Below are 25,187 nucleotides of genomic sequence, written 5' to 3' on the forward strand. Positions count from 1 at the left end.
GGCGCGGATTACAGGGCAGCCAGGGCGGCGGCGTAGTTCGGCTCGTCGGCCACTTCGGCCACCAGCTCGCTGTGCAGCACCTTGTCGTGCTCATCCAGCACCACGATGGCGCGGGCGGCCAGACCCACCAGCGGACCGGAGGAGAAGGCCACGCCGTAGTCCTGCAGGAAGGAGACGCCACGCAGGGTGGACAGGTTCACTACCTTGTCCAGCCCCTCGGCGCCGCAGAAACGGGCCTGGGCGAACGGCAGGTCGGCGGAGATGCACAGCACCACGGCGTTGTTCAGGGCGCTGGCCTGCTCGTTGAACTTGCGCACGGAAGTAGCGCAGGTCGGGGTATCGACGCTCGGGAAGATGTTCAGGATCTTGCGCTGACCGGCGAAGTTCGCCAGGGTCACGTCGGACAGGTCCTTGGCAACCAGGGAGAAGGGCTTGGCCTGCTCACCGGCAACGGGGAAGTGGCCGGAAACGGAGACGGGGTTGCCTTGCAGGGTGACGGTATTGCTCATGTTAGGTCCTTGATTATCGGTGTGGGATCCAGGGTCAACAGTATAGGCCCAGCGGCAGGGGACAAACACCCGCTAACAAGAGGGATTTGCGCCCTGCTCCCGTCCCCCGCGCTTTCCAGCCACAAGACCTGGACCCAATGCCTCCGGACAGGGACCACAAACCGGGCTTGACCTTGGACTAAAGACCAAGGTTTACACTGGGTCCAGACATCGGGGATCCCGCAGGGGCGGGATCCACTCAAGAGGGACTCATCATGAGCAAATCCTGCTGCGGCCATTCCCATGCATCCCCCATCAAGGGCATCGTCAAGGCCGCCCCCCACGAGCACCAGCACGACAGCCACTGCTGCGACAACGCCACCCAGGACTGCCAGCGTCAGGCCCCCCGGGATCACCAGGAGCACGGCGCAGGCGAATGTACCGGGGATGAGGATCCCCCCGCCGGGGCCAACAGTCCGCCCTCTGCGCATCACGCACACGTCCCCGACGGCCCCCTGCCTGCCCCCACCCGCGACAGCCGCCGTCACAGCTGGCAGGTGCTGGGGATGGACTGCCCCAGCTGCGCCCGCAAGATAGAGACGGCCGTCAGCCGCGTCGAAGGGGTTCAGCAGGCCCGCGTGCTGTTCGCCACCGAGAAGCTGGTGGTGGATCTCGCCCCGGGCCAGGCCCCCGACCCCGTCACCGCCGCCGTGCTGGCCGCCGGCTTCCGGCTCAAGGGGGAGCAGGACGACAAGCAGGCACAGACCGCCACAGGCGCGGCTCTGGCGACCTCGCTTGGCAACCTGCTCGGCAAGTATTGGCAGCCCCTGTCGCTGGCCGGCCTGATGGGGGTGGCGGCCCTGCTGCCGAGCCAGATCGGCCAGCCCATCTTTACCCTGGCCACCCTCTGGGGCCTGTGGCCCGTCGCCCGCAAGGCCTGGGCACTGACCCGAAGCGGTTCCCCCTTCGCCATCGAGACCCTGATGACGGTCGCCGCCGTGGGCGCCCTCTTCCTCGGCGAGACCGCCGAGGCGGCCATGGTGCTGCTGCTCTTCATGCTGGGGGAACACCTGGAGGCCTACGCCGCCGGTCGCGCCCGTGCCGGGGTCACCGCCCTGATGGCCCTGGTGCCCGACAAGGCGCTGCGCATCCGCAAGACGCCCGACGGGGAGCTGCGTGAAGAGGTGGCCGCCGACCAGCTGCGTCCAGGCGACGTCATCGAGATCGCCCCGGGCGCCCGTCTGCCCGCCGATGCCCGCCTGCTCGATACCCTCGGCGCCTTTGACGAGAGTACCCTGACCGGCGAATCCATCCCGGTGGAACGCCGCCAGGGTGACAAGGTGCCCGCCGGCAGTCTGGCGGCGGATCGGGTGCTGCGCCTCGAGGTGGTCTCCGAGCCCGGCAACAACGCCATCGACCGCATCCTGCACCTCATCGAGGAGGCCGAGACCCAGCGCGCCCCCATCGAGCGCTTCATCGACCGTTTCAGCCGCTGGTACACCCCGGCCATGATGCTGGTCGCCCTGCTGGTGATGCTGGTGCCCCCGCTCGCCTTCGGCCAGGGCTGGGACGAGTGGATCTACCGCGCCCTGGCGCTGCTGCTCATCGGCTGCCCCTGCGCCCTGGTGATCTCCACCCCGGCGGCGGTCACCTCCGCCCTGGCGGCAGCCACCCGCCAGGGGGCCCTCATCAAGGGGGGCGCGGCCCTGGAACGCCTCGCCCACATCGATACCCTGGCCTTTGACAAGACAGGCACCCTGACCCTGGGCAAGCCGCAACTGACTGAACTGGTGAGCCTGAATGGCCAGCCTGAGGCCGAACTGCTGGCCCTGGCCGCCGCCATCGAGCAGGGCTCCCACCACCCCCTGGCCCGCGCCGTGGTGATGGCGGCCGGCGAACGGGGCCTCAGCCCCGCCGCCGCTCAGGATCTGCGCGCCCTGCCCGGCATGGGCGTGGAAGGCCGCATAGGCGGCACTCTCTGGCAGCTGCTGGCGCCGAGCCGGGTCGCCACCCTGGATGCGACGGTGCAGGCCCGGGTCGCCACCCTGGAGCAACAGGGCAAGACGGTGGTGGTGCTCGGCCAGCCTGACACCGCCCCGGCTGCCCTGCTGGCCCTGCGCGACCAGATCCGCCCGGAGGCAGCCCCGGCCCTGCGCGAGCTGGGCGAGCTCGGGCTCAAGAGCATCATGCTGACCGGTGACAACCCCCGCGCCGCCGAGGCCATCGCCACCGAGCTCGGCATGGGCTGGCGCGCAGGCCTGCTGCCGGAGGGCAAGGTCGATGAGATCGCCAAGCTAGGTCTGACGCAAAAGGTCGCGATGATCGGCGACGGCATCAACGACGCACCGGCCATGAAGCGGGCCAGCATCGGCATCGCCATGGGAGGCGGCACCGACGTGGCGCTGGAGACCGCCGATGCGGCCCTGACCCACAACCAGCTCGGCGGGGTCGCCGCCATGATCCGGCTCTCCCGCGCGGCGCTGGCCAACATCCACCAGAACATAGCGCTGGCGCTGGGGCTCAAGGCCATCTTCCTGGTCACCAGCCTGCTCGGCATCACCGGCCTGTGGATTGCGGTGCTGGCCGACACCGGCGCCACCGCCCTGGTCACCGCCAACGCCCTGCGCCTGCTGCGAAAACGCTAGTCCGGCCGTAAACTGCACAACCAACAGCCGCTCCAACGGGGCGGCTTTTTTATTGCCTCGCCCACGAGCAAAGAAAAAGCGCGGCTGCCGGTCGGCAGTCGCGCTTTGCTTACTCTCTCGGTGTTATCCCGCCCTTGGCGAGGCGGAATTCAACCCGGGGCTGCCGAGCCAGCCCCGGGCTCGATGGGAAAGACTTACTTGGCGCTGCACTCCTGGATGATGACGCTGCCCACCTCGCCGGAAGTCTGGGTCGGGTCAACCTTCACCAGGAAGCTCCACAGACCCTGTTCCAGCGTGATGCTGTTGTTGCCCATGCCACCGTCGCCGTGCTGGAGCGGGTAAACCTGCTCGGGCTCCAGTGCGATCAGGGTGCCACCGGCATCCTTCACGAAGAACTGCTTGCTCCAGTTGCCATCGTCGTTGGCAAACTTGAAGTCAAAGCTGCCCGCGTAGTTGAAGGCGGCCTGATAGATGGCGAGGTTACCTTCCATCCCCTTGTAGCTCAGCTGGTAGGCCGGCTGGGCGTTCCAGTCGCTCAGACTGCCGCGCACATAGAGCGGGAAGCCGAGCGGATTGCCCGCGACGGTATCCAGCACCTTGCAGCTCTGCGCCGGTTCGGTGTAGCTGACACTCAGGGTGGGCTTGTCCTTGTTCATGGCGGTGAAGACAAACTTGTAGGTGCCAGCCTTCTCCACGTTGAACGGCAGATCCCCGCCATTGGCACAGAGCGCACTGACCTGGCCGGTCGCCAGCTGGTCGGTATCGCTGCACTTGCCGTAGTTGATGGGGCCACCCCAGTCGCTGCCGGCGATCTTCACCTGGGTCGTCCCCAGCTGATCCGTCGTCACCTCGGTGGTGAACTCATAGGTGTAGTTGCCACTGAAGCTCATCTTGTTGACCGGATCCCAGGTCCCCAGGAAACCACGGACAAACACCTCGGTATCACCGAAGGGGGGCAAGGTGCTCAGATCCGTCTTTTTGCTCACCGGCAGACCCGCGCCCTGGGCGCCGCTCTGCGGCTTGACGAAGACGGCGGCGGACCAGGCCCCCAGCGTCAGCTCACCGTTCCCTACGGCAGCGCCGCTGGCGATGCTGCCAGCGCCGTGATGGGCCCCGCTCAGCACCATGCCGGCCAGATCGATGGGCTGATCGTCGCCGTCACGGAAGTCGCCGATGCTCTGGCTCTGGCTGGTGGCGTTGATCATCACCACCAGGCCGTCGATGGCCGGATCCAGATCCGCGCCGGCCTTGCTGCCATCGTCCACCGTCATCACGATGAGACCCGGCACCTGATCCGGCCCGGTGTTGCGGAAGTCGACGCGCTTGATCACCTCGGCACCGCTGCCCAGACGCAGCAGACGGGAGGATTGACGCAACTCGGCCAGCTCCTGGTAGAAGCCCATCATCTGCGCCATCTCGGCCGACCCCGGCTTGGCGTGCTGGCCGAGCACCTGCTCGATCAGCTCGTAGTTGGCCTCGTCCTTGTCCTTGCGCGGCAGCCCCTTGTCGAAGTTGTTGTCGGCCAGGGTATAGTCGACTCTGTTGTACCAGTCGCCGGAGTCGTAGCTGTCCCGCTCCATGGACTTGGAGCGCAGCAGTTCCACCCCGGCGTGGGTGAAGGGAATGCCCTGCCCCAGCATGGCGGTGGCGAGCGATACCCCCTGCATCCGCACCAGATCGGCCCCTTCCGGCGCCTTGTAAACCAGGTTGTCAAACAGGGTCTGGTTGTCGTGCTTGTCGACGTAGTTCTGGATTTCGGTCGGATCCTGGGCATAACCCGCAGGCTGACCGTTGTAGTCGATGTCGGACCCCTTCTTGGGTACGCCGTCCTTGTCGGTCAGCACGAACTCCTTGAGGTTGCCCGCCATGCCGAGGCGCACCAGGTCAGACTGGTGCAGGGCGGTGGCGAGATCGACGCCGTCCAGCTCGTTGGCATCCACCAGGGCGCCGTTGCCAAAGCCCTGGGTCTTGCGGATCGTTTCGCCGCCGTCGAACGGGCTGCCGCCACGGACCGCGTCCCGCAGCCGGTCGGAGAAGGAGCCGATGCCGGTGCCGGCCAGGTGTTTCTGGGTCGCCTGCACGAAGCGCTTGTCATCCTGCACCTCGCCGAAGTTCCACCCCTCGCCGTAGAAGTACATCTCCGGGTTGACCTTCTTCACCTCGGCCAGGGCCTGCACCATCTGATCTTTCGGGTGGTGGCCCATCAGGTCGAAGCGGAAGGCGTCGATCTTGTAGTCCCGCGCCCAGGTGACCAAAGAGTCATCCATCAGCTTGGCGAACATGGCGTGTTCCGGCGCCGTGTTGGAGCAGCAGGTGGAGTTCTCCACCGAGCCGGTCTCCGGATTGAGGCGCTGGTAGTACCAGGGCACTATCTTGTCGAGCACGGATTTCGGACCCAGCCCCGCCTCGTTGGTGTGGTTGTAGACCACGTCCATCACCACGTTCATGCCGATGTTCTGCTTGATGGCCATGACCATCTCGCGGAACTCCTTGATCCGGGTCGTCCCCTCCGCATTGGTGGCGTAGGAGCCTTCCGGCGTGGTGTAGTGGTAAGGGTCATAACCCCAGTTGAAGGAGTCGACCCCGCGCAGATAGCCGTACAGCTCCTGCACGACCGGGTTCTCCTTGCTGTCGCTGGCTTGCAGATCTGCCAGCACGGCCTCGATGGTCTCACCGCCGCCGCAGTGGCTGGCGAACCTGGAGTTCTTGACCTCGGCATTGACCTCGCACAGCTTGCTGAAGTCGTCGCCGATGTTGGCCACCTTGGCCGGATCCTCGTTGACGGTGGCGATGTCGAACACCGGCAGCAGGTGCAGGTGGCTGACGCCGCTCTTGGCCAGGGATTGCAGGTGCTTGACCGGCACGCTGTCGGGCTGGGTCAGCCCGAGGAACTTGCCGCGCTTGTCTGCATCGGTCGAGGCATCGTTGCCGGTCAGATCCCGGACATGGGCCTCGTAGATGGTGATGTCGGCAGGGTTCTGCTGGCTGTGGGGGGCCTTGAGGCTGTCCCACCCTTCCGGCTTGAGGGCCGGATCGTCGAGATCCACCACCTGGCTGAACTCGGAGTTCATCGCCAGGCTCAGGGAGTAGGGGTCGGTCACCTGATAGGACTCCAGCTTGCGGCTGACCGGGTGATAGACCTGGATGTCGTAGCGATAGTATTTGCCGACCAGATCGCTGCCCCCCTGCACGCTCCAGCTGCCGCTGGCCTCGTCCAGGGTCATGGCACGCTCGCCGAGGGCGTTGTGCTGCTCGTCGAACAGCGCCAGCTTGACCGACTTGGCGGTCGGCGCCCACAGCCGGAAGGTGACATTGCCCCCCTCGACCACGGCGCCGTAGGCCAGCTTGGTAGCCGCTTCGCTGTAGAGGGCGTCGAGGGCGCCGGCGCTCTGCACCAGGGTGGCCCCCTGCAGAATGCCGTCGGCGTCGGTGCCGATGGCCACCAGCTCACCCTTGAGCAGGGGCTTGAGGTCCTGCCCGGCGGGCAGGGCGAAGGCGGCGGCATCCTTGAGGTGCGGGTACTTGGCCTGCTGCTCCTCGCTCAGGCTGGTCGGGGTCAGCTTGAGGTAGGGGAAGTCGAACACGCCGTCGCTGTTGGCGGTGATGGTGCCGGACTCGGTGTAGTAGAGACGCACATAGGGCTTGTCCTTGCCCCCTTGCCAGATCAGGGTATTGCCGTCGATCAGGTGGGCGCTGGCCCCCGCCACGCCGAAGGCGGCGGTGAAGGCCTCGGCCCGGCTGCCGAAGATCTCGCTCTTGCCCGCCACGATGGCCACGGTGCGATCCGGGTGATCGCTGAAGACCACCTTCATGTCGCTGCCGGTCAGGTTCGCGAGATCGCCGTTGCGGGCGATGAAGTTGATGCAGCCTTCCATCTTGCTGAGCGGCACGACCCAGGCCGGGCCGAAGCTGTCCGCCTCGGACGGCGTCTTGCTCTTGTCATCCCAGCTGCTGTTGAGGCCGCTCTCGGCCGTCGCGTTGCAGGCGTCGTTGTTCCACAGGTGCAGGCTGTGGTTGGCGAAGGGGCCCGTGACCCCGCGCGCCGCGCTGCTCTGGGTATCGACCAGGGCGATCACGGCCTCGTCGGGACCGGCCGTCAGCAGCTCGGCCGGGGGCTGGACATTGGGAAGACGAGCGACGGGCTCATCCTGGGGGGTGGGGGTAGAAGAGGAAGAACTGTTGTCGTTACAGCCTGACAAAAGCGCGAGCAGTGAGGCTGTTACCAGCGCCACCTTGGTCTTTTTCATATCCATTTTTTTATAATTCCCGCTGTAGTTGGTCTCGATACTCGAGGTACCCGGTCGTGGCCGAGCGGTGTCATATTAATCAGCAGGGATTGTCGTAAATGTGAGCGGATGGGCAAAAAAAACCAATCCGTTTCAACAAGATAACGTTTTCATAACGAAAATTGGATCGCGCTCACAGACCGCTCGCCTCTTTCGGCTCATACCAGCAGAGAGCGGGACGCATGCCAGAGAAACCGATGTCCAATCAACCGGATAGCAAGGAGCCACGGGGATGAAACGGATCGAGGAGCAGGCAAAACGGCTGGATCAGGAGTATCAGGAGATTGCCCAGCTGTTCGACCAATTCTGCCAGCAGGCGGGGGCGCTCGCCGAGCGCTACCACTTCTTCAGCTGGCCCGACTACGAGGAGAGCCCACCCCTTGCCCGCGCCTTCACCCTGCTGGGGGAGCCGCGAGAACTGAGGCTGCGCTGCCAGCCCGGCGAGGGGGGCGCCCTGACCGGCATCCTCCAGGTGTGCGATGAGGAGGGCACGGTCCACGCCAGGTTGGGCTTTCGCGCCGACGGCCACCTGCTGCTGGAGCCAGGCAGCCTGCTCGACGATCCGCCGGGGCTGCTGCTCAGGCTGATGCTGGGCTCCCTCTGGCAGGAGCCCGGGGACGGCGAGGGGGGGCGCTGACCCGGCCTCAGGCTTCGGCGATTTCGATGGTCAGGTGCACCAGCTCCTCGTGAATGGCGAGCCGATCGCGGATCGCCCGGGCCGGGAGCGGAGTGCCCATCTGCAGCGACAGCACGGCCGCATACTGCACCTGACCCACCCGCCAGACGTGCAGATCGCGGATCTCGGCGTCAGGCAGCTCGGCAATCACCTCGCGGATCTCGTCCACCAGGGGCGCATCCATCTCCGCATCCAGCAGGACCCGGCCGGTGTCCCGCAGCAGACCGACGGCCCACACCGCCACCAGGGCGGCCCCCACTATGCCCATCAGGGGATCCAGCCAGTCGGCCCCCCACAGCATGCCCCCCACCAGCGCCAGTATGGCCAGCACCGAGGTGGCCGCGTCCGCCAGCACGTGGAGGTAGGCGGCGCGCAGGTTCAGATCCTGGTGGCCGTGATGATGATCATGGTCGTGGTGATGATCATCATGGTGGTCATGATGATGGCCATGGCCGTGCCCGTGATGGTGGCCGTGATCGTCCTTCAGCAGCCAGGCGCAGGCCAGGTTCACCAGCAGCCCCAGCAGGGCGATGCCGATCGCCTGCGGGTAGTGGATGGGGCTGGGATCCAGCAACCGGGCCAGCGACTCGAACAACATCAGCCCCGCCACCCCCACCAGCAGCAGGGCGCTGCTGAAGCCCCCCAGCACCTCTATCTTCCAGGTTCCGAAGCTGAACCTGTGGTCGCGGGCGAAGTGGCGGGCGGCGCGATAGGCCAGCACCGAGAGGCCGAGCGCCAGCGCATGGGAGCTCATGTGCCAGCCGTCGGCCAGCAACGCCATGGAGTTGTAGAACCAGCCGCCGCCGATCTCCGCCACCATCATGACGACGGTGAGCAGCACGGCCCAGCGGGTCTTCTGTTCTGCCAGCGGATTGCCTTCGTGCACGACGGGCTGGTGGCAATGGGACGAGACGGGGGATGACATGGATTTCTCCTGAAGCCGATGATGTAATATACTATACCCCAGTATAGTTTTATTGCGCGAGAGGATCCGTGATGTCACACACCATCCACGACAAGAAGAAGCTGCTGGCCCGGGTCAGACGCATCAAGGGACAGACCGGCGCCCTGGAGAGCGCCCTGGAGCAGGGGAGCGAGTGCGCCGCCATCCTGCAGCAGATCGCCGCTATCCGCGGGGCCGTCAACGGCCTGATGCTGGAGGTACTGGAGGGGCACATGCGCGAACACCTGGGCGCGCCGGAGGCGACCCCGGCCGAGCGGCTGGAGGATCTGGATCAGGTGGTGCGGGTGCTGCGCTCCTATCTGAAATGAGGGCGCCCGGCGAGCTCGGGCGCCCCTGTCAGTCGAAGTCCGCGTAGGGGGTGAGGGGCCGGGGCGGCATGTCGAGATCCCCCTGCCAGGGCTTGAAGGTGTAGCGCAGGAACAGGGTGGCATGGCTGGGGGCGTAATCGTCCGCCTGCTGGATATCCACCCGTCCACCGATGCGCCAGTGCTCGGTCAGGCGATGCTCCACCACAGCGTTGAGGGTGTAGCCGAAGCCGCTGCTGCTGCCCCCCTCCACCGGTGCATTCCTGTCCGGCAGGCCGGTGGGTAGCAGCTCCGCCAGCGGGTAGCGGCGGCTGTCGTCGGTGCGGGAGCGGGACCAGGAACCCGAACCACCCAGCTCCCAGGACCAGTCGGGCGTGCGCTGACGGTAGCTGACCGGCACCGAGAGGGAGAAGTATCCCTGCGGGCTGTAGTAGCCCCCCTGCCCCAGGGTATAGCCGCTCAGATCCTGCTGGTAATGCCACAGCATGGTGTTGAGCCCCACGCTGGCCCGGCGGTGGTTCTCGTTGACGAGCTTGTAATAGCCGCCCCCCATGAGCCGGGTGCGCCAGTTGTCCGGCACGTTCTTGCCGGTCAGCAGGTGCTGCTGGGCGCTACCCCAGAAACCGACGGCGCCCCCCTGATCGTGGCTGAGATCGAGGCGGACCCCGTTCGCCCTCACCCCGCCCCAGCGGATACCCGTCCCCGGATCCACCGTCCCCCCGTAGGAGAGCAGCGAGCTGCTGACAGGCCGCCTGGAGAGGGTCATCCCCCACCCCAGCTCGCGCCAGTCGCCGGTCAGGGTGGCGCCGCCGACCCAGTCCACCACCTCGAACCCCAGAGGCGTGGTGCCGAGATCGAAGGCCCAGGCGCCCCGCTGCCAGCCCGCCGCCAGGGTGGTGCCCCGGCTCTGCTGGTGCTCCTGCCCACGGCAGTCCCGGGCGGCGCAGGTGCCGAACTCCTCCCGGTAGGGGGAGTCCGGCAGCCGGCCCGCGTCCATGTCCACCAGCTCCAGCCGGCCGAAGGCGGTGCCGCCGGCCAGGGGGGTGTCCAGCTGCGCCATCTGGGTCAGGGCGCGCAGATCGGAGAGCCCCCCGGTGCCGCTGGATCCCCAGTAGTCGCTGTCGAGGGACACCGTGGTCTGGCTCTGCCGGTAATGTTTGTCCAGATCGCTGCGCAGGCCGGACGCCAGCCACCCCTCTCCGTCACGGCTCTGGGCCAGCCGGGTCAGCTCGCCCCCGTCCAGATCCTCGCGGGGGGCGAGGCCCGCGGCCACCAACCCCTTGCGATCCAGCACCAGGGCGCCCTCGGTGTCCTGGGCCGCGAAGCGCTGGCGCGCGGCATCGCGCCAGAACAGGGCCGTCTGCTGGGACGCCGGTTGCGACGCAACCAGGGGCTCGTAGGCCACGAAGATGGCCTTGGCCGTCTCCTCCTCCCCCAGCCCCTGATAGAGGTTCGCCACCCGGCGGTAGTAGTTGAATTCATCCTCGGGCAGCGGGCTGACCGGCCAGGCCGGCAACCACTGGCGGGCCTGGGTCCTGCCCCCCCTGGCCAGGGCCAGCTCGGCCAGGCCGAGCCGGGCCTCCGGCTGCCGGGGCGTGCGGGCCAGCACCTGGCGGTAATACTCCTCGGCCCGGGCCCACTCTTTCCGCCCGGCGGCCCACTCCGCCAGGGTCAGGGTCACGGCGTCATCGGGTTGCAGCGGCTGGAGCAGCCGCTCCGCCCCCGCATCATCTCCGGCATCGTGGCGTGCCCTCGCCTGGGCGAGCACCTCGTCGCGGGCGAGGCGCTGATCCAGCTCGCTCATCTGTGTCGTCCACCCCGCCCGGGGGACGGCGGCCAGCACGCCTCTCGCCTCTGTGCCCTTCTCCTGTCCCGAGAGGTAGAGGGCGGTGGCGTAGCGCAGGGCGGCATCCTGGGGCCGCGCCGCCAGTTGCTCCCGCAAGAGGCGCTCCCCGCTCCCCGCCTGCCCGAGGCGGGCCCGGGTGTCGGCGACCCGGTAGGCCAGCCAGGTCTCCTCCGGCGTCAGCGCCAGGGCCTGTTCGCGCAGGCGCAGGGCCTCCTGCAGCTTGCCGGCCCGATCCAGCTGGTCGGCCTCGTCCTGCAGCAGACCGGCCTTGAGCCGCCGCCCTTCGGCCTGCATCCCGGGGGTGCCCTGCTGCGCCAGCAGGGCCAGGGCCCGCGACGGGTCCTGCTCCTTGTAGAGATCGAACAGCCGGGCCAGGGCCCGCTCCCTGGCTCCCTTCATGGCGAGCGCCTTGCGATAGGCGGTCTCGGCCTCGGCCTCGTGCTGGCGGCCCAGCTCGCTGTCCCCCAGGCCTAGCCAGGCCTCGGGCTCCTGGCCGTCCTGGGCGATGGCGCGCCGATACAGGGTCGCGGCCTCCCCCCACTGTTCGCGCTCGAGGGCGCTGCGCCCCTGGCTCACCAGCAGCCAGTAACGGTTGGTCGCCAACAGGCTGCGCCATTTGTCCTTGTCGGTGACATCGGGGTTTGCCAGCACCCGTTCGAACTGGGCGATGGCCAGCGCCCGCTGATCGTTGCGGGAGTAGGCCTGCCCCAGGGCCCCCATCAGCTCGGGATCGTCCGGGTTCGCGGCCAGGGCCTGCCGCAGCTGGGCGACGGAGGCCCTGCCCCCCTCGTTGCTTGTCAGGGCCTGCTGGCGCGCCCGGTAGGCCGGCGACGCCCACATCGCCTCCTGCTCGGCGAGCAGCGCCATGCCCTGCTGCGCCTCCGTGCCCGTGCCGAAGGCCGCGACATAGTGCTGCAACTCGGCCAGGCTCCGGGGCCCGACGGGCAGCTCCTTGATGCTGGTCAGCCAGATGTCGGTGGCGTCGTCGCGTTCGTAGTCGCTCCTGGCCATCTGCTGCAGCAGCCCCCTCGCCTCCGGCCAGCGGCCATCGGCGAGGTAGCTGCGGGCCAGTCTGGCCCGCACCCCGGGGTGCCCCGGGTAGAGGCGGTTCAACTCCTCCAGCGCCGCCATCCCCCTGGCCCGCTGGCCGGGCAGGCGCAGCTGCAGGGCCGCGTATTCGATCGCCACCTCCAGGTTGGGAGCCATGCCATCCACGAACAGGGTGCGGTAGAGCTTGTCCCCCTCCTCCAGCCGACCGGCACTGACCAGCAGCCGCGCCTGCTGCAGCTGCTGGCGCTGCGCCGCATTGTTCATCGCCAGGTTCGCCATCCCCAGGCGATAGAGACGCGAGTCCGGCGCCAGCTTGCCGAGCCTGCCGAGCAGCGCCTCGGCCTCCTTGACCTTGCCGTTGCGCAGGGCCTGACGGGCCTGGGCCGCCAGCAGCTCGGGGTGATCCGGGTCCACCAGCGAGAGGGAGTAGAGGGCGTTGCTGACCAGATCCTCCCGGCCGGTCGCCTCCCCGAGGCGCACGCGCTCCAGCAGGGACGAGACGGGTTCGACGGCGGCCTGGGCCAGGTTGCCGCTCACCAGGACGGCGAGCAGGCAACCCAGGGTCAATCGGTTTGACATGATTCACTCCAGCGGGGTTGCAGGGTGCCATCCTCGGCGAAGCGATAGCGGCCCTGATCCCAGCCGGCGCCGAACAAAGTCAGCACGCTGCCATAGTAGGCATCGCGCCGCTCCCCTTGCCGCTTGACCTGCTCGCGCAGCGTCTCCAGGGTCGGCCGTCCCTGCGACAGGGGGAGCAGGGCGGCGGAGAACCCGGACGGCCCCTGCCCCTGGCTCAGCCCCGTCTGGCTATCGACCCGCTCGGGCACGGCGCCGAGTTCGGCGATCCTGGCCTGCATGGGCGCGAAATGGGCCAGCAGCGCCCCCTTGGCGGGGTCCTTGTCGCTCAGCATGCCGAGCCAGAGATAGACGCGAATGGCGTCATAGCTGCCCTGGGGGCCCTTGCCGGCCGTGGTCTGCCAGCCTTCTCCCGCTTGCCAGTCCACCCAGTCGGGGGAGAAGCCCCGGGGCGCGGTTTCGCGCAGCAGGCGTGGCAGCAGGGTTCGCATCTCGCCCCAGGGCCCCTTGAGGGAGGCAAAGCGGGCCAGCAGTTGGGGGGGCAGGTAACTCGGATTCAGGGTCCAGCGTCCTTCCCCCTCATAGCCTTTCGCCCCGGGCAGCAGCACGGGGCCGAGGCCAGGCAGGGTCGCGACTTCCTCCCGGGCGATGCGCAGCAGCAGCAGGGTGCCGATGGCCGAGTAGCTGTGGTTGTCCCACAGGCGCCCCGCCTCGAGCAGGTTGTACGCTATCCAGAGATCCGAGTCCGCAGCGCTGTTCTCGTCCAGCACGCCCCAGCTGCCGTCCTCCCGCTCCCCCCAGAGCCAGGATGGCAGGAAGCCGGTCAGATCCCCGCGGGCGAGCTGGCGCTCGGTCCAATCCAGCAGACGGGCGAAGGTTTCCCTGTCGTCGTTGACCAGGGCGAAGAAGAGGCCGTAGCTCTGCCCCTCCGAGGTGGTGATGCGGCGCCCGTCGGCAGGATCGATGACCCTGCCCTCCTCGCTGATGTAGTGCTCGCGGAAATGATCCCACTCCGGCCACTGGCAGGCGGCCAGGGCCGGCAGGGAACACAGGGCCCAGAGCAGCAGGGCCCCACAGACATTCTTCATCTGAGTCATCTCTTAGTCTTCCTTCAGACGGCGACGGCTGGCGCTGGCGAGCAGCACCCTCAGGCCCCAGCCCAGCGCCAGCATGCAGATCAGGGTCAGCACGGCGAGGCGCAGCGGGTAGCGGGCGAACAGCTGCCAGAGGCGCTCCCACCACGGCAGATAGCCCACCTCGTAACGATCCCCCACCTCCAGGCTCTTCACCCCGGACTCCCGGATGATGCTCACCGAGCCCGCGACCTTGTCGCGATGCGCAGGGTTTTGCAGGGTGTCGTTGAGCAGCTTGACCCCCGCCGGCCCGTCCGCCAGCAGGGCCACCAGGCTGCGCTGATCGTGGGTCGGCGATTGCAGGCCGAGGATGACGGCGATGGCCCGGTTGCCCGTCATCCCCACCCGGGCCTGGGGCTCGCGGTCAGCCATGGTGTGGAGCAGATCTCCCTCATGCTGACGCGCGGGCTGGTTGACCCAGGATCGCGTGGCCTGCAGCAGGGCATCCGGCTCCACATCCCGCCGGAACTCCTCGGGCAGGGTGCCGATGAGCAGGGTGTCCAGATCGGCAGTGCGCGCCTGCTCCCAGTCATCCAGGATCCGCAGGGAGAGGGCCGGGTAACCGGTCTCGGCCCCGATGGCCCCCAGGGTGTCGAGCAAGGTGGTGATCTGCTCAGGGTGGGGTCTGGCGGGCATGACAACCTGGGTGTCGGCGAGATCCGCCATCCGGCTGAACGGGAAGCCCGCATAGGAGAATGCCTTGAGGTTGGGCATCTCGATGAAGTGGCGATAGCCACTGAAGTCGATGGTGGAGCCGTCGTCGATGCGCACCTGATGGGCGGGCGGCATCACCAGATCGCAGCGACCGTCCGCCGAGCCGCCCATGGCGTACTGGGCATACTCGAAAGCGAAGCTCAGGCTGTTGGCCTGGGTGGTCTTGAGACCTGGCATGCGCAGGGTCGTGGCGTCGTCGTCCGCGGCGAACCAGAGCGGCAGGGTGAGCCACTGCTCACTCTTCACCTCGCCCGGCTCGAGGGGGTAGGACTTCATGAACTGGCCGTTGACCGCCACATCCAGCCGGGAGCCGTCCCGCAGAGTCGGCGAGGAGTAGTGGTACTTGAGGTTGGCCTTGATACCGCGCTCACCCATCAGATAGAGATCCGGCGGCAGGCGCAGGGTCAGGCTCATGGGCCAGAGGCGACGACCGGTGGCCTGCAGCTGGTTCGGGTAGTCCATCAGCTCGTCGAAGCGCGTCGGCCGATCGAGGCGCACCCAGTTCGGCGCGTCGTATGGCTGGCGGGGCGCCAGGGGCTTCACCTCGTCCACCTGCACGCTCTGGCCGCGCAGCAGCACCTCACCCCGGGCCAGCCCCGTGGCTGCGGTCAGCAGATCCTGCTGATCCCGCCCCAGGATCAGCAGCAGCTTCACATAGGGGTTGTCGGGGGAGCTGATCATGTCGATGGTCGGCCCCTTGACCTCGGGATAGTCCGCCAGGAAATCCGGGCGAGCGTCGTTGGTGGCGAAGATCACCCCGTTGCGCTCGGGCAGCCGGTTGATGAGCACCGGGAAGTGCTGCCCCCGCCACTGCGCCCTCGTGCCGAACCAGGAGGCCAGCACGGCCGCCGCCTGCTGCTGTTCGAGGGGCACGTCGCCAGTGAACACCATGGGCAGGATCAGCTTGCCGTCGTCACGGACGTCGAGGAACGGCATGGGGAAGAAGGAGAGCTCGTTGCGCACCGGCAGGGTCTGCAGCTCAAGGGTCAGCTTGCTGTCCCGGTTCACGTTGAGCCAGAGGGTATCGCTCGCCGGATTCTCGCACACCTGCTGGTAGTGGCCGACGAAGCTCACCTTGAGCCGGTTGAAGTCCTTGGCGTAGCGCGGATCCAGCTCGATGCGGGCATGGGTGCGCGCCCCCATCTGCTCCCGGGTCAGGGCGGTCACCCCCATCAGCTCGTCATTGAGGTAGACCTTGACCTGGGAGATGAGCGGCAGCAGGGAGGGCGAAGGCGTGAAGTCGAGATCCAGGCTGGCGCGGGTGATCACTTCGTCGCGCCGCACGGTGAAGTCCGCCTGACCGTCCGGAACATTGCCGCGCAGGGACAGGGTGCCCGGCGACGAAGACATCTGCTCGAAGCTCAGGGACAGGTTGCGCACCGGCGCGGACACCGGCGCCAGGGGGCCGGTGGCCTCGGCGGCCGCCGCCCCCTGCGCCATCAGCAGGAGAGGGATAAGGTAGCGTTGTGGTTTCATCATCCTTTCACTGTCTGTGTGGTCGGAGCCCCGGACCGGAAATCCGGCGAGACGCGACGAGGAACGAAGGAGAGCAGCCAGCGAGCCAGCTTCTCGAGGAGAATGCAGATGCCCCCGAGGGGGGAGGTACGGAGCAGGCGCCAGTAGGCCCCCCACCCCAGCAGCGTGATGTCGAGCAGGCTGTGGAGCGGGCGATCCTTGCCCAGGCGCTGCTGCCACAGAGACCAGGTGTCGGCCCGGGCAAAGGTGCACTGGATGAAGGCAACGTGCTGCCCCTGATCCATGGGGGCCAGCTCCAGCCCCAGCTTGCAGCCGAACGCCCGCTGCACCTTGGCGGCGAACGCCTGCTCCCGCTGGTCATGGCGCAGCAGCAGCCAGACCCGCTCCTTGGGGGCCAGCGGCAGGGGGATCTCGAGCAGGACGCCGACCCCGCCGTTGGAGTAGTCCTTGACGGTGCAGGGGTAGAGGTGGCCGTTGGCCAGCTTGATGGCCGCCGGCATCACCATCTCCACCCGCGGGTTCGCGCGCACCTGGCGCGACTCGAACGCTACCGCCAGTGCCCCGCCCAGTATGGTCATGTTGTAGAGGGCCCACAGCATGCTGAGGATCAGGGTCGGCACCTCGTCCGCCGGCCCCGTCGCGATGCGCCAGATGCCGAACCCCAGCCCGCACAGGTTGAGCAGGATCAGCAGCAGATAGGGGCGGGAGACGGCGAGATCCAGGAACACCTCCTCCGTCATGCCCCCCTTGGCGGTCACGTTGAACTTGCCCTTGTGGGGGGCGAACAGCGCCACCGTGGTCGGCCGCGCGATGTACCAGGCCAGCACCGTCTCGTAGACCTCCCCCCAGAAGGAGTGGCGCACCTTGCCCTGCAGCCGGGAGTTGGTCAGGGCGCTGTGGAAGATGTGCGGCAGCATGTAGAGGGCGATGGCCGCCGCCGGCGCGTAGATGATGTAGGCGTGCAGGATGAGGAAGGCGAGCGGCGCGGTCAGGAAGATGAGGCGCGGGATCCCCGACAGGAAGTGCAGCATGGCGTTGAAGTAGCAGAGCCGCTGCCCCAGGTTCAGCCCCTTGCCGAACAGGGGGTTGTCCAGGCGCAGGATCTGCACCATGCCCCGCGCCCAGCGGATGCGCTGGCCGATGTGGGCCGACAGGCTCTCGGTGGCGAGCCCCGCCGCCAGCGGGATCCGGATGTAGGCCGAGGTGTAGCCGAGGCGATGCAGCCGCAGGGAGGTGTGGGCATCCTCGGTGACCGTCTCCACCGCGATGCCGCCGATCTCGTCCAGGGCCGAGCGCTTGATGACGGCGCAGGAGCCGCAGAAGAAGCTGGCGTCCCACATGTCGTTGCCATCCTGCACCAGACCGTAGAAGAGCGCCCCCTCGTTCGGCATCTTGCGAAACCGCTGCAGATTGTGCTCGAACGGATCGGCCGAGAAGAAGTGGTGGGGGGTCTGCACCACCCCCAGCTTGGGATCCCGGTAGAACCAGCCCACCGTCATCTGCAGGAAGGAGCGGGTGGGCAGGTGGTCGCAGTCGAAGATGGCGACCAGATCCCCGCTGGCCATCTTGAGGGCGTGGTTGATGTTGCCCGCCTTGGCGTGCTCGTGGGTCGGCCGCGCCACGTAGCGGATCCCCGCCTCTTCGGCGAAGTCGCGAAACGCCGCGCGATCCCCGTCGTCCAGCAGCCAGATGGTGAGCTTGTCGGCGGGCCAGTCGAGCCCCATGGCGGCGTAGACGGTGCCCTTGACGATGGCGAGATCCTCGTTGTAGGTGGGGATCATCAGGTCCACCCTGGGCCACTGGGCCGGATCCGCCGGCAAGGGCGCCGGCGGGCGGTGCAGGGGCCAGGCGGTCTGCCAGTAGCCGAGCAGCAGCACCACCCAGGCATAGGTCTCGGCGGCCAGCAACAAGAGGCCGCAGGCCAGGCTGACGGGGTCGAACCAGTCCAGGGTGGAGGTGTAGCGCCACCAGATGTAGCGGCAGGAGACGGTGAGGGAGAGCACCATCATCATCAGCATGGGGTAGCGGCCCGGCACGGCGCGCAAGACGAAGGCCATCCCCATCAGCACGATGACGAACATCAGCTGGGCCTCCAGGGTGAGCGGCTGGGTGACGCAGAGCAGGGAGAGGGCGCCGGCGACCACGCAGAGCAGCACGCTCTTCCAGCGCGCCTCCCTGGGAGTGGCCCTGGCCGCCGCCAGTCCCCTCTCCTCCTGCTGGATCAGGAAGGCGCCCAGGGCCTGGGTCCCCCACTGCCAGAGTCGCTGCCAGGAGGCGGGCCAGCGCAGGGGAACCGGCTTGGGACGGCGCACTAGCATCCAGAGACTCTGCAAGAGGATGCGCACGGGATCCCCTGCCCTGGGGCGCGTCAGATGGGGATAGAGGCCGCGGGCATTGCCCAGCACCCATTGCCAGCCAGGGCGCTCCAGGGGGAAGAGGGTCCAGGCCAGCAGCCAGCCCAGGGTCAGCGTGGCGGCCCCCAACCGGGAGCCACCGCGCTGGCGCAGCTCGCGATACCGCTGCGAGCACCAGCGACTTGCCGCAGGCGTCAGCATGAGGTCTCGCCCCCTTCGCCCAGGCACCAGCTGGCCAGCGTCATCAGCTCGTGGGCGATCAGGCTGGCGGGGGCATGGCGCCCGACCGGCAGCTTGGCGGCCATGGCTTCGGCCATCGCCTCGTCCCGGTGCAGACGCAGGTTGAGCAGGGGCAGCCCGCCCGCCTGCCAGAGGTCCAGCAGATCCTGCTGCAGGGCCCTGCGGCTGGTGAACTGGGTCACCAGCAGGCGCTCGTCCGCTTCCCAGCGGTGGCGGTAAAGTCGCACATGGCAGTTGGCATCGGCGTTGACCACCAGCAGGCGCCGGCAGGGGAGGCCCGGCAGGCCCGTCGTGGGCACGTCCAGCAGCACCAGGTCATAGCCGGTGATGGCCGCGAGCCAGGGGCCCGCCGACACCCCGGCCGCGCCGCCGTGGGGCAGCAGATCCAGCCCCTCTTCATAGTGGTAGAGCGCCGATGCCCATTCACCAGCAGGATCCGCCAGCCGGCTCCAGCCCCGGGGATCGTCGTGGGGCAGGCCGAGGTGGATGCCGAGCAGGTTGTCCTGGCAGAGATCCACCGCCAGCACCCGGGCCCCCTGTTCCCTGGCCGCCAACGCCAGACCGGCGACGATGGAGGTGGTCCCCACCCCACCGCGGCTCCCCTGCAACGCGACCAGATTCATGCACGCCTCCCCGGGGCCGGTGCATCCGGCCCCTTCACATCCAGCTCCGCCAGCAGCGGGAAACGCGCACGCAAGACGTTCAGGCGCTCACGAAACGCGATGTCCTGGTAGGAGAGGGTGACACCGAAGGCCTGCTGAACCATGGCCACGTCGCTCACCACGCCCCCCTCCACCGGCACGCCGAAGGGATCCTGTATTGCCTGCCGTCGCTCGTTCTGCATCGTCGCCTCCGACCTCATCGCGGATAGGGGACCCAGTCCCCCTGCCCCAGCTTGATCTGGTACTGGTTCTGATACTCGATCACGACCGAGCCCTGGTTCTCCGACACCGGGGGGGTCGCCGGCAGGCCTCCCAGCAGGGCATCCCAGTCGATGCGCTCGCTGCCGAAGAGATCGCCGCTCACCAGGCGGGAGACCAGCTCGGAGATCGCCAGGAAGCTGCTGGGGGTGTCGATGGTGCGGGTCCCCTCGTGGGGTGCCCTGGTGCCGAGCAGGGCGACGCCGACCGGCACCTGGGTAATGCTCGGGCTGGGGATGTCACGCAGACCCGCCATCTGCATCTTGTCACCGGCGAGTGCCGCACCGTGTTCCGGCACCACCACCACGGCCACCTTGCGGCCTGAACTCTCCAGCGCCGTCATGAAGTCATCCAGCTGATCCAGCAGGGCCTTGAGCCTGGCCTTGTAGGGAGCAATCTTGTGGTTGGCCGCATAGCGGTTGCCGTCGTGCAGGGCGATCAGGTTGAAGAAGGTCATGTTGCGCGCCGCCTGGTTCTTCTCCCGCTCGCTCAGCCAGCGCCCGAGCAGGGCGTCTGTGCGATAGATGGGCTCACCGTCGAAGGAGGCGAGGTCATGGCTCAGCCCCGCATTGCTCATGGGGGTGACATCCAGCCCGGCATACTCCTGCAATCCCTTGAGGTAGTTGCCGAAAGCCCCCGAGTGATCCATGGCCACCTGCTTGGCGAAGCCGAGCCGGGCCAGGTTCTCGAACAGCAGGCACTGGTTGGGGGCCGTCACATAGAGGTCCTGATGGCTGGTCTGCCCGCAGCTGGCCCGCAGCAGGCGGATGGAGCTGGGGCCGCTGTAGGAGGTGGCGGAGTTGAAGCGGTTGAAGCGGATGTCGAAATGGTGCCAGACCGGATGACCGGCCAGGCCGCTCGCCTCCACGTCGCTCCAGGCGAGGGAGCAGACATTGATGATGAGCACGTCGAAGGGAGTCGCCTGGGCAGGTAGCGCGCTCGGGAAGTGCACCAGCCTCTCCTGCTCCTCCCGGTAGAAGTCGGCGAGATAGGCGTTGAGGTTCTCGTTGGTCGGGGGCGCGCTCTGATCCAGCTGCTCGTCCATCGACACCACCGGCCGGGCGGGATCGGACTGGGACGCTGGGGCGCTGCTGGATGCCCGCAGGTCCCGGGCGGCAGTGGCGTCCCCCATCAGGGGGGAGAGCCAGAGCCAGAGCAGGGTCAGCAGGATCCAGGGGGTGAAACGCAGCCACTGGGCGATGAAGAGGTAAAGGGTCAGCATCACGAAGCCGGCGCCGACCATCTCCCAGTTGATGAAGCGTCCGAGCAGCTCCAGCCAGTAGTCCAGGGTGAAGGAGAAGACCTGGCTGCCCTGGGCACGGATGCTCTCTATCCCCGGCAACCAGGTGTCGTGGTAGAAGAGCCCCGCCCCTATGGGCAGCGCCAGCCAGTGCCGCAGACGCCGCAGCCCGGTCCCGGGCAGGGGAAAGATCAGGAAGGCGGCGAACACCAGGTTGATCAGGGGATGAAAGTTGAGGTAGCCCCCCCAGAGCAGGGCAAACTTGGCAAGGAAATAGCTGTTCCAGCCGCCCAGGCCATGCCAGCCCAGCCAGGGAGAAGCGGCGTCAGAGACGTGTCGAGTCATCGGCGATGAGTCACCTGTTGTCGTGGGCCCCTGCCAGGGGACCCGGGCACACTGCAAGCGTGGTCAGAATGGTAATCGGCTTATTATGCAACTAATCGATCGGGCCCGAAGGGCGCACCATGACCCGCAGATAACCGGATGATTGCCATACTCCACCGCCATTTCGCCTTGATATTATCCAAATGACCCCATAAAAGGCACCCAAGACCACCAAAATGGGGGGGATCCACCGCCGAGGGGACCGCTTTCCCCAGGGCTCGAAAGACCACCTTGCACGACAACAACTGTCGCTCTCGTCGCCATCGCGAACAGCTTGAGGCCACCTTCGGATTGCGCCATGATAACGGCCCCGGCCCGTGGCCGGCCGAATTGGACAGTCAACTTCAAGGACCCCCCATGTTTGAACACGTCGATGCCTATGCTGGCGACCCCATACTCACGCTAGTCGAAACCTTCCACAAAGATACCCGCGAGCAGAAGGTGAACCTGGGGATCGGCCTCTATTACGACGAGCAGGGTCGCATCCCGCTGCTGGCGTCCGTACAGCAGGCCGAGGCCCAGCGTGCCGCCACCCCGGCCCCGCGCCCCTACCAGCCGATGGAAGGCGCCGCCAACTACCGCACCGCGGTGCAACACCTGCTGTTCGGTGCCGACCACGAGGCGGTCAGGGCCGGTCGCATCGCCACCATCCAGACCATCGGCGGCTCCGGCGCCCTGAAGATCGGCGCCGACCTGCTCAAGCGCTACTTCCCGACCTCCGAGGTCTGGGTCAGCAATCCCACCTGGGACAACCACAAGGCGATGTTCGAGGGCGCCGGCATCAAGGTGCACGACTACCCCTACTACGACGCGGCCACCGGCGGCGTGCAGTTTGACGCCATGATCGACTGCCTGAGCAGCCTGCCGGCGAAAAGCATCGTGCTGCTGCACCCCTGCTGCCACAACCCGACCGGGGTGGATCTCTCCCGCGCCCAGTGGGACCAGGTCATCACCCTGGTGGTGGAGAAGAACCTGATCCCCTTCATGGACATCGCCTATCAGGGCTTCGGTGACGGCCTGGAAGAGGATGCCTACGCCATTCGCGCCATGGTGGCCGCCGGCGTCAGCTTCTTCGTCAGCAACTCCTTCTCCAAGAACCTCTCCTTCTACGGCGAGCGCTGCGGCGGCCTGTCGGTCATCTGTCAGGATGCCGAAGAGGCGGGCCGGGTGCTGGGGCAGATGAAGGCCACCGTGCGCCGCAACTACTCCAGCCCCCCCACCCACGGCGGCCAGATCACCGCAGCGGTGATGAACGACGCTACCCTGCACGCCATGTGGGTCGACGAGGTGACCGAGATGCGCACCCGCATCAAGGCCATGCGTCAGAAGCTGTTCGAGGTGCTGAGCGCCAAGGTGCCGGGCCGCGACTTCAGCTACTTCATCACCCAGCGCGGCATGTTCAGCTACACCGGCTTCACGCCGGAGCAGGTGGACAGACTGCGCGAGGAGTTCGCCGTCTACCTGGTGCGCTCCGGCCGCATGTGCGTGGCGGGCCTCAACAGCCGCAACGTCGACTACGTGGCCGACGCCATGGCCGCCGTGCTCAAGGGCTAAGCCCGCAGCCCCGCTCAGGCGGGGCTTTTTGTTTGTCCCGTTTGCTCGTGGAACCGTTATGGATCTCATTGCCCTCTCCCGCCTCGGCGGCCGCCACCTGGTCACCCTGCACCTGCTGCTGGACACCCGCAGCGTCACCCGCAGCGCCGAGCGCCTCTGCACCACCCCCTCCACCGTCAGCAAGACCCTCAACCAGTTGCGGGATCTGCTGGGGGATCAGCTGCTCTACCGCCAGGGCAACCAGCTCCTGCTGACCCCGTTTGCCGAGCGGATCGGCCCCAGCCTGCGCCGCCTGCTGGGGGAGCTGAACGGCCTCACCAGTCAGGAGGGGTTTATGCCGGGCAGCTGGCAGGGGGAGCTGACCCTCGCCATGCGCGAAAGCAGCATGGTCTGGCCCATGGGGCCCATACTGGGGAAGCTGATGCAGGAGGTGCCGGGGCTGGTGCCCGTCATCCACAACAAGGACGAGCAGGGGCTGGCGGCACTGGCGGCGGGCAAGCTGGACTTCGTCATCCTGCCCCATGATCAGAGCCAGCCGCTCCCGGGTCTGCCCGGCCTGATGTGGGATACCCTGCGAGAGGACGCCCTGGTCTGCCTGCTGCGCTCGGATCACCCGGCCCTGGCCGGGCAATGGGATCTCGATGCCTACCTGAGCTGGCGCCACCTCGCCATCCGCGACGACGAGCTGGCCAATCCCTTCTTCGAGCAGAGTCTGGCCCAGCACCAGGTACAGCGCAGGCTGGGGGCCAGTCTGCCGGATTTTGGCAGCGCCGCCGCCCTGCTGCGCCAGAGCGATCTCGTGCTCACCGCCGTCAAGGGCTGGGCAGAGCACGCGACGCCCCACGGACTGGTGAGCCGACCGGTGCCCTTCGATTACGGTGCCGTGACCCACAGCCTGGTGTGGTATGGCCCCCTGGGGGAAGATCCCGCCCTGCGCTGGTTCCGCCAGCGGATCCTGCAACTGGCCCGGGAGCTGGACGCCCCAGGCTGATACCCGGCAGCCTGGCCGCCGGGTCTGACGGGATCAGGGTTTCCTGGTGTAGATGGGGCTGGGGAAAGGGGAGACGTTGTTACCCAGATCCGTGATGCGGGCAGCCCCCTGCTTGCGCACCTGATCGACCCGCAGCACGTGGTGCATGGGGATCATGGTGCGATTGACGTCCGCAAACTCACTCTTCAATTTTTCGTGGCTGGGATCGACGATGAGCGCGGTGTGGTTGTCCCACACGAAGTGGGCGATCTCGATGAAGCCGAACAGCTGACCCTGACTCACTTCCCTGACGTAGACTTCGTAACGCTCGTTGTGACAAATAAACTGCACTCGGTATAAGGCGTTGGCTTCACTCATGGGTATCTGTTGATGATGGGCGGTTTTCCCATTCTAGCCGCCCCCTCGGGCACACCAAATAGACGGACGTCACAGATGCGTCATATCGGGTCTCAGGATGAGGTGCCGGTAAACGCCTCAGAGCGCCGGCAGCATCACGGGCCCAAACCCCTTTTCCTTCAGTGCCTTGGCCAGGGCCACCAGCTCATCCCCCCCGGCCTCTGACCATGCCAGCGCGGCCCCGCGCACCCCGTGATGGCGAAAACCGTTGAGGCGGATGGGCACCCGCCCCAGCGTTTGCAAGAAGGTCGCCAGCCCCTCCCCCAGCTCCCCGGCGGCGTCGAGATAGTCGCTCCGCCCCGGCACCTGCAACAGGCGCAGCTCGGCGAGTTTGCCGTGGGCAGCCAGGAGATGCAGCGACGCCAGCACCCGATCGCGACCTCGGCCGGTCAGGGCGAGGTGCACTGACTCGTGCCACCCCTTGAGATCGACCATGGCGCCGTCCAGCACCGGCAACAGCCGTTGCCAGCCAGGTTCGGCGAGCGAGCCGTTGCTGTCGAGCAGGCAGGTGAGGTGAGCCAGATCCGGCGCCCCCTTGATGGCCGTGAACAGGGCGATCACGAACGGCAGCCGGGTGGTGGCCTCGCCGCCGGAGACGGTAATGCCGGTGAGCAGCGGGCCGTAGCGACGCAGCAGAGCCAGCACCTCGGCCACCGACATCTGGCGCGTCTTGGGGCTGGCGCTGCGGGGGCAGGCATCGAGACAGGCATCGCAGTCGGTGCAGCTCGCTTCCCGCCAGCTCACCCGCCCCTCGTGCAGGGTCAGGGCCCCGCTCAGGCAGCCGGGCACGCAGTCGCCGCAGTGATCGCACAACCCTATGGTGTGGGGGTTGTGGCAGCCGGGGCAGCGGAAGTTGCACCCCTGCAGAAACAGCACCAGCCGGTTGCCGGGGCCGTCCACGCAGGAGAAGGGGAGCCAGCGGCTCACCGTCGCCGTGAGTTCGGCCCCC

The 25,187-nt window shown here is 67.4% G+C and carries 17 protein-coding genes; 5 read left to right on the forward strand and 12 right to left on the reverse strand.

The genetic code is table 11. The features are described 5' to 3' along the window. Positions 1-8: 8 nt before the first annotated feature. Positions 9-509, reverse strand: a complete 501-nt coding sequence (gene tpx, locus I6L45_RS03025; protein ID WP_042074074.1) for a thiol peroxidase — start codon at positions 507-509, stop codon at positions 9-11. A 254-nt stretch (positions 510-763) separates the two neighbouring features. Here tpx and I6L45_RS03030 point away from each other — a divergent pair, with 254 nt between their 5' ends. After that, positions 764-3,133, forward strand: a complete 2,370-nt coding sequence (locus I6L45_RS03030; RefSeq protein WP_216983416.1) for a zinc/cadmium/mercury/lead-transporting ATPase — start codon at positions 764-766, stop codon at positions 3,131-3,133. A gap of 194 nt (positions 3,134-3,327) precedes the next feature. On the opposite strand, the gene pulA is transcribed toward I6L45_RS03030, so the two are convergent. Then, positions 3,328-7,386 carry a pullulanase-type alpha-1,6-glucosidase gene (gene pulA / locus I6L45_RS03035; RefSeq protein WP_216983417.1) on the reverse strand — a complete coding sequence of 1,353 codons (4,059 nt, stop codon included), beginning with the start codon at positions 7,384-7,386 and terminating at the stop codon, positions 3,328-3,330. Between the two features lie 265 nt (positions 7,387-7,651). On the opposite strand from pulA, the gene I6L45_RS03040 reads away from it, so the two are divergent. After that, positions 7,652-8,056: a hypothetical protein gene (locus I6L45_RS03040; RefSeq protein ID WP_043757876.1), complete on the forward strand. Its 405-nt coding sequence runs from the start codon at positions 7,652-7,654 to the stop codon at positions 8,054-8,056. Positions 8,057-8,063: 7 nt separating this feature from the next. On the opposite strand, the gene dmeF is transcribed toward I6L45_RS03040, so the two are convergent. Next, positions 8,064-9,020 (reverse strand): CDF family Co(II)/Ni(II) efflux transporter DmeF, encoded by a 957-nt coding sequence (gene dmeF, locus I6L45_RS03045; RefSeq protein ID WP_216983418.1) that lies wholly within the window; start codon positions 9,018-9,020, stop codon positions 8,064-8,066. Between the two features lie 71 nt (positions 9,021-9,091). Here dmeF and I6L45_RS03050 point away from each other — a divergent pair, with 71 nt between their 5' ends. Further along, complete coding sequence (locus tag I6L45_RS03050) at positions 9,092-9,367, forward strand: metal/formaldehyde-sensitive transcriptional repressor (protein ID WP_043757871.1); 276 nt, start codon at positions 9,092-9,094, stop codon at positions 9,365-9,367. A gap of 28 nt (positions 9,368-9,395) precedes the next feature. On the opposite strand, the gene bcsC is transcribed toward I6L45_RS03050, so the two are convergent. Genes bcsC through bcsG form a run of 7 tightly spaced genes read right to left on the reverse strand, consistent with a single transcriptional unit; the run spans position 9,396 to position 21,258 of the window. After that, complete coding sequence (gene bcsC / locus I6L45_RS03055) at positions 9,396-12,839, reverse strand: cellulose synthase complex outer membrane protein BcsC (RefSeq protein WP_216983419.1); 3,444 nt, start codon at positions 12,837-12,839, stop codon at positions 9,396-9,398. Next, on the reverse strand, positions 12,824-13,924 hold the full coding sequence (gene bcsZ, locus I6L45_RS03060; RefSeq protein ID WP_216983420.1) for a cellulose synthase complex periplasmic endoglucanase BcsZ: 1,101 nt from the start codon (positions 13,922-13,924) through the stop codon (positions 12,824-12,826). Before bcsZ ends, bcsC begins: the two co-directional genes overlap by 16 nt. Before the next feature lie 12 nt (positions 13,925-13,936). Further along, positions 13,937-16,162: a cellulose biosynthesis cyclic di-GMP-binding regulatory protein BcsB gene (bcsB, locus tag I6L45_RS03065; RefSeq protein WP_216983421.1), complete on the reverse strand. Its 2,226-nt coding sequence runs from the start codon at positions 16,160-16,162 to the stop codon at positions 13,937-13,939. Next, positions 16,159-18,714, reverse strand: a complete 2,556-nt coding sequence (gene bcsA, locus I6L45_RS03070; protein WP_216983422.1) for a UDP-forming cellulose synthase catalytic subunit — start codon at positions 18,712-18,714, stop codon at positions 16,159-16,161. Before bcsA ends, bcsB begins: the two co-directional genes overlap by 4 nt. After that, entirely contained in the window at positions 18,708-19,376 is a 669-nt protein-coding gene (gene bcsQ / locus I6L45_RS03075) for a cellulose biosynthesis protein BcsQ (RefSeq protein ID WP_216983423.1), read from the reverse strand. The genes bcsA and bcsQ overlap by 7 nt, the downstream gene beginning before the upstream one ends. Then, positions 19,373-19,597: a cellulose biosynthesis protein BcsR gene (gene bcsR / locus I6L45_RS03080; RefSeq protein ID WP_043757859.1), complete on the reverse strand. Its 225-nt coding sequence runs from the start codon at positions 19,595-19,597 to the stop codon at positions 19,373-19,375. Before bcsR ends, bcsQ begins: the two co-directional genes overlap by 4 nt. Positions 19,598-19,611: 14 nt before the next feature. Next, on the reverse strand, positions 19,612-21,258 hold the full coding sequence (gene bcsG, locus I6L45_RS03085) for a cellulose biosynthesis protein BcsG (RefSeq protein ID WP_216983424.1): 1,647 nt from the start codon (positions 21,256-21,258) through the stop codon (positions 19,612-19,614). 396 nt (positions 21,259-21,654) lie between these two features. Here bcsG and I6L45_RS03090 point away from each other — a divergent pair, with 396 nt between their 5' ends. Further along, positions 21,655-22,851 carry an amino acid aminotransferase gene (locus tag I6L45_RS03090; protein ID WP_210547779.1) on the forward strand — a complete coding sequence of 399 codons (1,197 nt, stop codon included), beginning with the start codon at positions 21,655-21,657 and terminating at the stop codon, positions 22,849-22,851. A 58-nt stretch (positions 22,852-22,909) separates the two neighbouring features. Further along, positions 22,910-23,842, forward strand: coding sequence for a LysR family transcriptional regulator (locus tag I6L45_RS03095; RefSeq protein ID WP_216983425.1), 933 nt, complete (start codon positions 22,910-22,912; stop codon positions 23,840-23,842). Positions 23,843-23,875: 33 nt separating this feature from the next. Here I6L45_RS03095 and I6L45_RS03100 read toward each other — a convergent pair whose 3' ends face one another. After that, positions 23,876-24,199, reverse strand: coding sequence for a DUF1820 family protein (locus I6L45_RS03100; protein WP_043757833.1), 324 nt, complete (start codon positions 24,197-24,199; stop codon positions 23,876-23,878). Between the two features lie 117 nt (positions 24,200-24,316). Then, a complete protein-coding gene (locus tag I6L45_RS03105; protein ID WP_216984163.1) occupies positions 24,317-25,165 on the reverse strand; it encodes a YjjW family glycine radical enzyme activase in 849 nt (282 codons plus the stop codon). Between the last annotated feature and the right edge of the window lie 22 nt (positions 25,166-25,187).

This window comes from Aeromonas sp. FDAARGOS 1415 (assembly GCF_019048365.1).
In the GTDB taxonomy this organism is placed as follows: domain Bacteria; phylum Pseudomonadota; class Gammaproteobacteria; order Enterobacterales; family Aeromonadaceae; genus Aeromonas; species Aeromonas taiwanensis.